Origin of the sequence: Exiguobacterium sp. UBA3491 (assembly GCF_002377745.1) — a bacterium.
GTDB lineage: Bacteria > Bacillota > Bacilli > Exiguobacteriales > Exiguobacteriaceae > Exiguobacterium_A.
This window is the reverse complement of the sequence record NZ_DFQK01000032.1, coordinates 297,873-305,642: the sequence shown is the minus strand read 5'-3', so window position 1 is coordinate 305,642 and position 7,770 is coordinate 297,873. Positions and strand designations below refer to the sequence as shown.

Genomic DNA, 7,770 nt, shown 5'->3' with positions numbered 1-7,770 from the left:
TCATGTCATCGATCCTATGCATGGGAAAAAGGTGTTTTCACCCCATCCGATTAATCAATCGAAACGAATTGTCCAAATGGTTCGAAAAACGCTAAAAAAACAAGGGATCGTCATACCGATTCATGGCATCACACTTTTTCCGAATGCACCACAGATGCGGACGGAACGAATTAAATTTCCGACGGGTCATACATTCAAAGATGTGCGAGCGTTCATTGTTTCAAAGAAATCCTCTCCTGTTCAAGAGCAAGAACGAAAACAAGTCGCGTTTTATCTCGCGCAGCAACAGGAATGAATAAAGGCAGTGAAGCGAACGCTTCACTGCCTTTCATTTAAATTTATCGTCTTGGTCGAGACGCAAGGATGTTCTCGGCTTGATCCAGGTCTTCTTTTAAGACATACACCGCTACGCGATCGTCTAAATCTTTACTGAAGCGTCGGAATAAAAACGAAGTCTTGACGCCACGTTCGACTCGAATGTCTAGATCAGCTGCCTCTAGTCGAGCAGCATCCTTCAATAAATCTTCTCCTTTTTCACCGAATGCTTCTCCGAGAAGCGACCATCGGAGATTTTCCTTCGCTCGTCTACTGACGATGACAAGAAATGCCACAATCAGAAGAATGATCAAAATCGTTCGAATCAGTTGTATATCCATATCTGCCTTCACCTCATCTTCTATCATACCGAGTTAGCGCGCATAAAGTAAACGTTCAACATAACGGGCGAACGATTTACTTTTTAAACCTTGCTGGCGATACGCGATATAACCGTCAGGGCGAATCAAATATAGTCCGGATTGCTTAATGCCGAAGCGTCGTGCGAGTTCGCCACCTTGATCGACGACACCATCCTCTTTAAGGGATTGATGGATGGGTACTGTCTCAAATAGATCTGGATAGGTATAGGCGAGTTCCTTAAATGGCTCAAGAAGATCGTCAGTTGCGTTTTTTGGTAAGAACAACAGTAATAAGAAATTTCGATCCGCGCGACGTAACAAGAGTTCATTTTTTTTCGTCCGCGGATGTACGACTTCACTGTAAGGCATCGGTTCACCCGGCTTAGGTGTCAATGGACTGAAGTGTCCTTGCGTGACAAAGGTCAGGCTTGCTGGGTAGTGACTGTTGAGTTGAGCAATTCGATTTGTCACGAAATGATGTAAGGGTGCGATTTTGAGACTATTTCGAATGACTTTTTCTTGTAGAGGCAACAAAAACGGAATGTTGATCTGCAAGAGTTCGGTTGCTAAATTCGTTGATCGTAAGATACCTTGTGCCGCTTCGCGGCGTTCGACACTGTAAGAATCAAGCAACGGAAAACTCGCTTTGAACTGATGCACACACCAAAGTTTCCAAGCAAGGTTCATCGCATCAGCAATCCCTGTATTCATTCCTTGACCACCGACAGGGGAATTGATGTGTGCCGCATCCCCAATCAAATAAATTCGATGGTGACCAAATTTCTCGATAATTCGATTATGGACACGGAACATGGAGTACCAATGGACTTTTTTTAGCTCGAACGGTACTTTGGCTCGATTTTGTAAAAAATCATCAATCGCTTTATGATCAGTCGGAACAGGTCCGCTCGTTAGATTGCCTGTAATGCGGAATAAATTTGACTGAAGTGGGAAAGACTCGATGACTCCATGATCAGAGAAGAAAATGTGGACCTCTTCGGAAGAGAGCGGCCAGTCGACTTCGATATCGGCCAATGCCCACGACTCTTTGAACGATTTTCCGCTAAATGGAAGTCCAAGTTCTCGACGAACAAAGCTATTCGCGCCATCAGCTCCGATGATAAAGGAAGCATCTACCGTCTCTGTCTCTCCTTTATGTTGTAAGGTAGCAGTAACGAACGTTGGGAATTGAGCGAATCCTGTTAATTCCGTATCTCGTTCAACGATATGTCCGTAAGTGGCGAGTCGTGCTTCGAGAATCCGTTCCGTCTCACTTTGAGGCAAGAGCGTAACAAACGGAAAAGGTGTATTTAAATCAGTAAAATCAAGCTTTGCCTGCCATGCACCATTAACATAGAGGTTTCCTTGATTGATTTTGATCGCATTTTCCATTAAATCTTCTGCCACGCCAAGTCTTGCGAACAATTCAAGGGAACGTGCTTGAATGCCGATGGCTTTGGAGACGACAGATGGTCCACTTGCACGTTCGACGATGCGGAAGGATAATCCATAGCGCGAGAGTGCGAGTGCGAGTGTTAAACCGGTTGGTCCGGCACCAATAATGAGGACATCTAATTTTTTATTCACGGATAACCCCCCTTAATTTACATCTTAGCCAAAACTCGTTACCATTAAACTATTGATGACACGCTCGACGTGTGAAAGGATGAAACTTGTGAACGAACAACTTTTTACGACAGAACGATTAATTGCGAATTTTAAGGAATATATCCGTCAGAACGAGGCTCATCTGACAAAGCGCAATGCTTTAAACGCCTACTACAAGACGGTAGCGGGATCGATTTTATCGGACCGGATCGCTAAAAATGCGGATCTGATCGTTCGTATGCGCCATCTTGAAGAAGCGTATCATCATGTTGCACAAGAAGGGCGATGAAGCAGGTGAACTTAGCCGATATCCGAAAACACTATGTAGATTCAGAAGAACGTTTACCTCGACATGCAGCAGCCGTACTCGTTCCTTTGGTTGAACAGGATGGCGAAGTCTATCTGTTATTTCAAGTACGAGCCAAAACCCTACGTTCGCAACCAGGCGAAATCGCTTTTCCGGGTGGTCGGATCGATATCGGTGAATTACCGAAAGCAGCAGCCATCCGTGAAACGGTTGAAGAATTAAATGTCAGTGCTTCCGAGATTGAAGTGATTGGAACGCTCGAACCACTCGTGACACCGAACCGGTCAATTATTTATCCGTATCTTGGTATTCTACATGCAACGGATTTTAATCCTTCACCGGCAGAAGTCGATCATGTCTTTCTCGTATCCTTGACAGAATTGATGACTTCTAAACCAATCAAAGGGGATATGGAGTGGCGGATACGCCCTGGTAAGGAAGTGCCGACCGAACGAATGGCGAATCGAGAAGCATATCTCGATCGTACGTATACGGTCACGGAGCATTTCTATGAGCACGGGGATTATCTAATTTGGGGATTAACCGCTAAAATCTTACGCCAGTTCTTAGCTCAATTGACGCGTGACTAGCTTTTTTGGTCGTTATTTTATATGATTAACTGTAATTGAACGTGTCAGGAGATGAGTCAAATGGAAGAAACAGAAGAGTTATTCGATTATATCGTTGGCGATATGGTAAAAACGAAAGAAGGCTGGGTGGCGGAAGTAACGGCAGTATTGACGAATACGGTCGTTGGTGATGTATCCCACACGAAAAACTTTGAGGCACTCGGCTTAGAGTTTGAAAAACAAGTTTTATTAAAGTCAGAGATTGAATTGCTAGAGCGCAAAACAAAATAATACATGAAAGCATACCAAGCTACTATGGTGTGCTTTTTTTATGTTCATTCAAAAAAATGAATAATAATGAAATATGATATTGGCTGGAGTGTAGATAGGTCAATCGAAATGACTGAAAACATCGAAAAGATACATTTATTACAAAAGAGTAACAAAAATGAATCGTAACAGAACGGTTACAAAATATAAAAGCGTTGCTACACAACGAATGAGAGCGTTTTTTGTAAGCGTGTAACCATTTCGTTACTTTTTGACAGATATATTTCAAATCATGGTGTTCGCTTTTCAAACGGTTTGTCGCCGTGATACGTTGTGCGGGTCGTAAAACGGCGAGAAAGGTTGGCACCAACATGAAACGAACATCATTCCTATTATCCCTCTGTTTAGCGGGATTCATATTTATTCTTTTGCCGCATCATGAAGCTTCAGCGGCACAAATCGGGATTGGAACAGAGAAGACGATCGTACAAAATCCGTTAGAGATGAAACGTCAAGCTGCTCAAAAAAAGCGGGAACAAGCTGAGGCAGAAAAGCGAGCTCGATTACAAGCCGTAGCCAAACAAAAAGCAGAAGCGGAGCAGAAAGCAAATGCAAATGCTAAAAAGAGAGCACGACAAGCTGCGAAGCAAAGCCGGAAGCAAGTGAAGACGAATCGTTCATCAAAACGTACGGTAACATTTGAAACGACAGCGTATACGACAAATCCAGAAAACAATGGAAGCCGCTTGTATAATGGTCGCGCCTTAACGGCATCGGGTTATGACGTCACGAATACGATTACATACGAAGGACGTCGCATCGTTGCTGTCGATCCATCGGTCGTACCGCTTGGAACAAAAGTTCATGTAGAAGGTTTTGGTGACGCAATCGCACTCGATACAGGTGGTGCGATTCGTGGAAGAATCATGGACCTTCTAGTAGGATCAAAACAAGAAGCACTAGAATGGGGACGTCGTCAAGTCACGGTGACGTTCGAATAAGAGGCGTATATGGGTAGGCGATGGATAGTTTCCATCGTCTTTTTTGTTTTGATGAAGAATATAATAACGATCTGTTCGATGTTGGATTTAGAAAACAGGGGAAAGAGTGGACGGAATAGGTTTTAGAATGTCCAAGAAAGGGGAATTTTACAAAGATAATAAACAGGGGAAACGAGGGATGAGGAGTGATTGAGTTCAAAGATGTCGGCAAAACGTATGCGGATGGAACAAAAGCGGTGCAACACGTTAACTTCACCGTTGATCAGGGTGAGATTTTTTGTTTGATTGGTCCATCGGGTTGCGGAAAAACAACAACGATGAAGATGGTCAATCGATTGATCGATCACACAGAGGGTCAAATTTGGATCGACGGTGAGCCGATCATGTCAATCAACGAACATGAACTGCGGCGGCGAATCGGTTACGTCTTACAACAGATTGCCCTCTTTCCACATATGACGATCGAAGAAAATGTCAGTGTCGTGCCAGAATTATTAAAGTGGGACAAAGAAAAGGTGGCGCGTCGAGTCGATGAATTATTCCGTCTGACAGGTTTAAACATATCGCTTAAGAAGAAATATCCGAGTGAACTTTCGGGGGGGCAACAACAACGTGTCGGTGTCATGCGTGCGCTCGCAGCAGAGCAAGACGTCATCTTGATGGATGAACCTTTCTCCGCCCTTGATCCAATTTCACGTGAACAATTACAAAATGATTTGTTGCATCTAAACGAAGAGCTTGGAAAAACAATTTTATTCGTTACGCACGATATGAACGAGGCATTAAAACTGGGCAGTCGCATTTGTCTGATGAATGCTGGGGAGATTGCTTTCATCGGAACAAAGGAAGAAGTACTAGCGAGTAATGATCCATTTGTTCAAGAGTTCATGCGTCAAGTCAGGGGGAAAGTCGAATGAACGGCTTGATTGAAACGTATCAAGATCGGAAAAGTGAATTGCTTCAAGCGTTAATTGAGCATATTCAACTATCGGTCATTTCGTTACTTATCGCATGTTTCATCGCCATTCCGCTTGGGATCTACTTATCACGGAATAAACGTCTGAGTGAGTGGTCGATTGGTGTGACTTCCGTCATTCAAACGATTCCATCATTAGCGCTACTTGGTCTGATGATTCCACTTGTCGGAATTGGTACAGTCCCGTCTATCATTGCACTTGTTCTCTATTCTTTATTACCAATCGTTCGTAATACCTACACAGGTCTCGCCGAAGTCGATCCTTCAATTAAAGAGGCGGCACGCGCATGTGGGATGACCCCGATGCAAAGTCTATGGAAAGTCGAACTTCCGTTAGCGTTGCCTGTCATGATGGCCGGAATTCGAACGGCGATGGTATTGATCATTGGTACGGCAACGATTGCTGCCTTGATTGGTGCCGGTGGACTAGGGTCAATCATTCTCCTTGGAATTGACCGTAATGATAACTATCTCCTTTTGCTTGGTGCGATTCCAGCAGCTCTCCTTGCTCTTCTATTTGACGGTTTACTACGCCAAACGGAAGTCGCAACTCGTAAGCGGCAGACGGCACGTCTCGTGACGGCAGTCGTCTTAATGGTCGCAATCGTCATCGCACCTTTCGCATTCGGCCGTAGCGAACGACCAGATCTCGTCGTTGCCGGAAAACTGGGCGTGGAACCGGAAATTTTAATGAATATGTATAAAATCGTCATCGAAGATGAAACGGATTTAAAGGTTCAAGTCAAACCAAACTTCGGGAAGACGACATTCGTTTATAAAGCACTCGAGTCAGGAGACATTGATGCTTATCCAGAATTCACAGGAACGGTGCTCGCTAGTTTGACGAATGAAAAACCAAAATCAAACGATGCAAAAGAAGTATACGAACAGGCGAAAACCGGTCTAAAAAAACAAGATTTGACCTTATTGCCACCAATGAACTATAACAACACCTATGCTGTAGCCGTTCCGAAGAAATTAGCGGAACGCTACGACTTAAAGACGATTTCTGATTTAAAACAGGTCGCGAATCAACTGACGGCTGGATTTACATTAGAATTCAAGGATCGCCAAGATGGTTATAAAGGAATCCAAGATAAATATGATGTCAATTTCAAGAAGGTCGTCACGATGGAACCGAAATTGCGTTATAAAGCGATTGAATCTGGTGAAATCGATGTCATTGATGCGTACTCGACCGATCCAGAGATTGCAAAATACGACATGCTTGTTTTAAAAGACGATCAGCAATTATTCCCACCGTACGAAGGAGCACCTTTACTTCGTCAAGAGACAATCGATGAGTATCCAGAGGTAAAACAAGCGCTTGAGCAATTATCGGGTAAGATTTCCGATGAAGAGATGTCGAAAATGAACGAAGCTGTCGCGTATGGTGGAAAAACTGCAAATGCGGTCGCCCGCGATTACTTGAAGAAGGAAGGCATCATCCGATGAAACTATTACTGATCAGTAACCCGACAGCCGGTACGAATGGTACAGGATTACTCGGAGAAGTCATCGAACCGTTAAGTATGTTGTTCGACGAGATCGTCATTCGAAATACAAAACAAGCAGGAGATGCGATGCATTTTGCGGAAGAATCATCCGCGTTTGACGCTGTCGTCGTCATCGGTGGAGATGGGACGGTCTTTGAGACGATCAATGGTGTAGCGAAATTAGAAAATCGCCCGATACTTGGCATTATTCCTGGAGGTACGTGTAATGATTTCGCACGAACACTTGGCTTACCGATGGCGCCACGGCTTGCAGCAGAAGCAATTGCTATGCAACATGTCGTTCAAGTCGACCTCGGGCAAGTCGGAGATAGCTATTTCTTGAACTTTCTCGGTGTCGGTCTCGTCGCTGAAGCATCGATTGGGATCGATACAGAAGAAAAAGCGCGTCTTGGGAAGATGGGGTATTATTTATCGACGATTCGCTCGAGTTTAGAAGCAAAACCATTCGAATATGAATTAATTTTAGATGAAGGTCGTCATATGACAGGTGAAGCAGTATTGATTCTGGCAGCAAATGGAGAATCACTGGGTGGAATCGAGACGAATTTGTCGGATGGAGCTTATAATGATGGAAAACTAGATTTGGTAATTGTTGATGAGGTAAATCTGACGACAATCCGGGACGTCATCCTTCAAAAAATTGGTCTCGCCAATGATCCATCTTTTACCCATATCTTGACGAGCGGATTTCAATTAAAGACAAAAGAAGCAAAAGTCATTGATACAGATGGTGAAAAAGCCATCCATACGCCAATTACCGTCAAAGTGTTACCGGAATATCTTCGAATGTATGGTGGCACTGATTAATACAAATTGAGTCGAGAGAAGGTCGAGATAATATTCGA

General features: G+C 43.8%; 10 protein-coding genes. 8 read left to right on the top strand and 2 right to left on the bottom strand.

Translation table 11 applies throughout. The annotated features are described in order from the left end of the window. Positions 1-295 (top strand): hypothetical protein (locus tag B4F99_RS14015; protein ID WP_290759086.1); only part of this gene is annotated, 295 nt, incomplete at its 5' end. Positions 296-338: 43 nt separating this feature from the next. On the opposite strand, the gene B4F99_RS14010 is transcribed toward B4F99_RS14015, so the two are convergent. Both B4F99_RS14010 and B4F99_RS14005 read right to left on the bottom strand, forming a co-directional pair. After that, positions 339-656, bottom strand: coding sequence for a hypothetical protein (locus tag B4F99_RS14010; protein ID WP_056062146.1), 318 nt, complete (start codon positions 654-656; stop codon positions 339-341). A 33-nt stretch (positions 657-689) separates the two neighbouring features. Next, a complete protein-coding gene (locus tag B4F99_RS14005; protein WP_214854377.1) occupies positions 690-2,264 on the bottom strand; it encodes an FAD-dependent monooxygenase in 1,575 nt (524 codons plus the stop codon). 88 nt (positions 2,265-2,352) lie between these two features. Between B4F99_RS14005 and yvfG the strand changes: the two genes are divergently transcribed. From yvfG to B4F99_RS13970, 7 genes are all read left to right on the top strand, one after another. Continuing rightward, positions 2,353-2,574, top strand: coding sequence for a protein YvfG (gene yvfG / locus B4F99_RS14000; RefSeq protein ID WP_035407279.1), 222 nt, complete (start codon positions 2,353-2,355; stop codon positions 2,572-2,574). Next, entirely contained in the window at positions 2,571-3,182 is a 612-nt protein-coding gene (locus tag B4F99_RS13995; protein ID WP_035407281.1) for an NUDIX hydrolase, read from the top strand. The genes yvfG and B4F99_RS13995 overlap by 4 nt, the downstream gene beginning before the upstream one ends. Positions 3,183-3,242: 60 nt before the next feature. Further along, positions 3,243-3,452, top strand: coding sequence for a hypothetical protein (locus tag B4F99_RS13990; RefSeq protein ID WP_023468601.1), 210 nt, complete (start codon positions 3,243-3,245; stop codon positions 3,450-3,452). A 350-nt stretch (positions 3,453-3,802) separates the two neighbouring features. After that, positions 3,803-4,432 carry a 3D domain-containing protein gene (locus tag B4F99_RS13985; RefSeq protein ID WP_290759081.1) on the top strand — a complete coding sequence of 210 codons (630 nt, stop codon included), beginning with the start codon at positions 3,803-3,805 and terminating at the stop codon, positions 4,430-4,432. Positions 4,433-4,617: 185 nt separating this feature from the next. Further along, a complete protein-coding gene (locus B4F99_RS13980; protein WP_214854362.1) occupies positions 4,618-5,349 on the top strand; it encodes an ABC transporter ATP-binding protein in 732 nt (243 codons plus the stop codon). Then, positions 5,346-6,863: an ABC transporter permease/substrate-binding protein gene (locus B4F99_RS13975; protein WP_290759076.1), complete on the top strand. Its 1,518-nt coding sequence runs from the start codon at positions 5,346-5,348 to the stop codon at positions 6,861-6,863. Before B4F99_RS13980 ends, B4F99_RS13975 begins: the two co-directional genes overlap by 4 nt. After that, positions 6,860-7,732: a diacylglycerol/lipid kinase family protein gene (locus B4F99_RS13970; protein WP_290759073.1), complete on the top strand. Its 873-nt coding sequence runs from the start codon at positions 6,860-6,862 to the stop codon at positions 7,730-7,732. The genes B4F99_RS13975 and B4F99_RS13970 overlap by 4 nt, the downstream gene beginning before the upstream one ends. Positions 7,733-7,770 lie beyond the last annotated feature (38 nt).

Excerpts from the sequence above, each read along its gene's own strand:
- B4F99_RS13975 (WP_290759076.1), top strand. The coding sequence starts at position 5,346 with ATGAACGGCTTGATTGAAACGTATCAAGATCGGAAAAGTGAATTGCTT.
- B4F99_RS14010 (WP_056062146.1), bottom strand. The coding sequence starts at position 656 with ATGGATATACAACTGATTCGAACGATTTTGATCATTCTTCTGATTGTG.
- B4F99_RS13985 (WP_290759081.1), top strand. The coding sequence starts at position 3,803 with ATGAAACGAACATCATTCCTATTATCCCTCTGTTTAGCGGGATTCATA.
- B4F99_RS13990 (WP_023468601.1), top strand. The coding sequence starts at position 3,243 with ATGGAAGAAACAGAAGAGTTATTCGATTATATCGTTGGCGATATGGTA.
- B4F99_RS13970 (WP_290759073.1), top strand. The coding sequence starts at position 6,860 with ATGAAACTATTACTGATCAGTAACCCGACAGCCGGTACGAATGGTACA.
- B4F99_RS13995 (WP_035407281.1), top strand. The coding sequence starts at position 2,571 with ATGAAGCAGGTGAACTTAGCCGATATCCGAAAACACTATGTAGATTCA.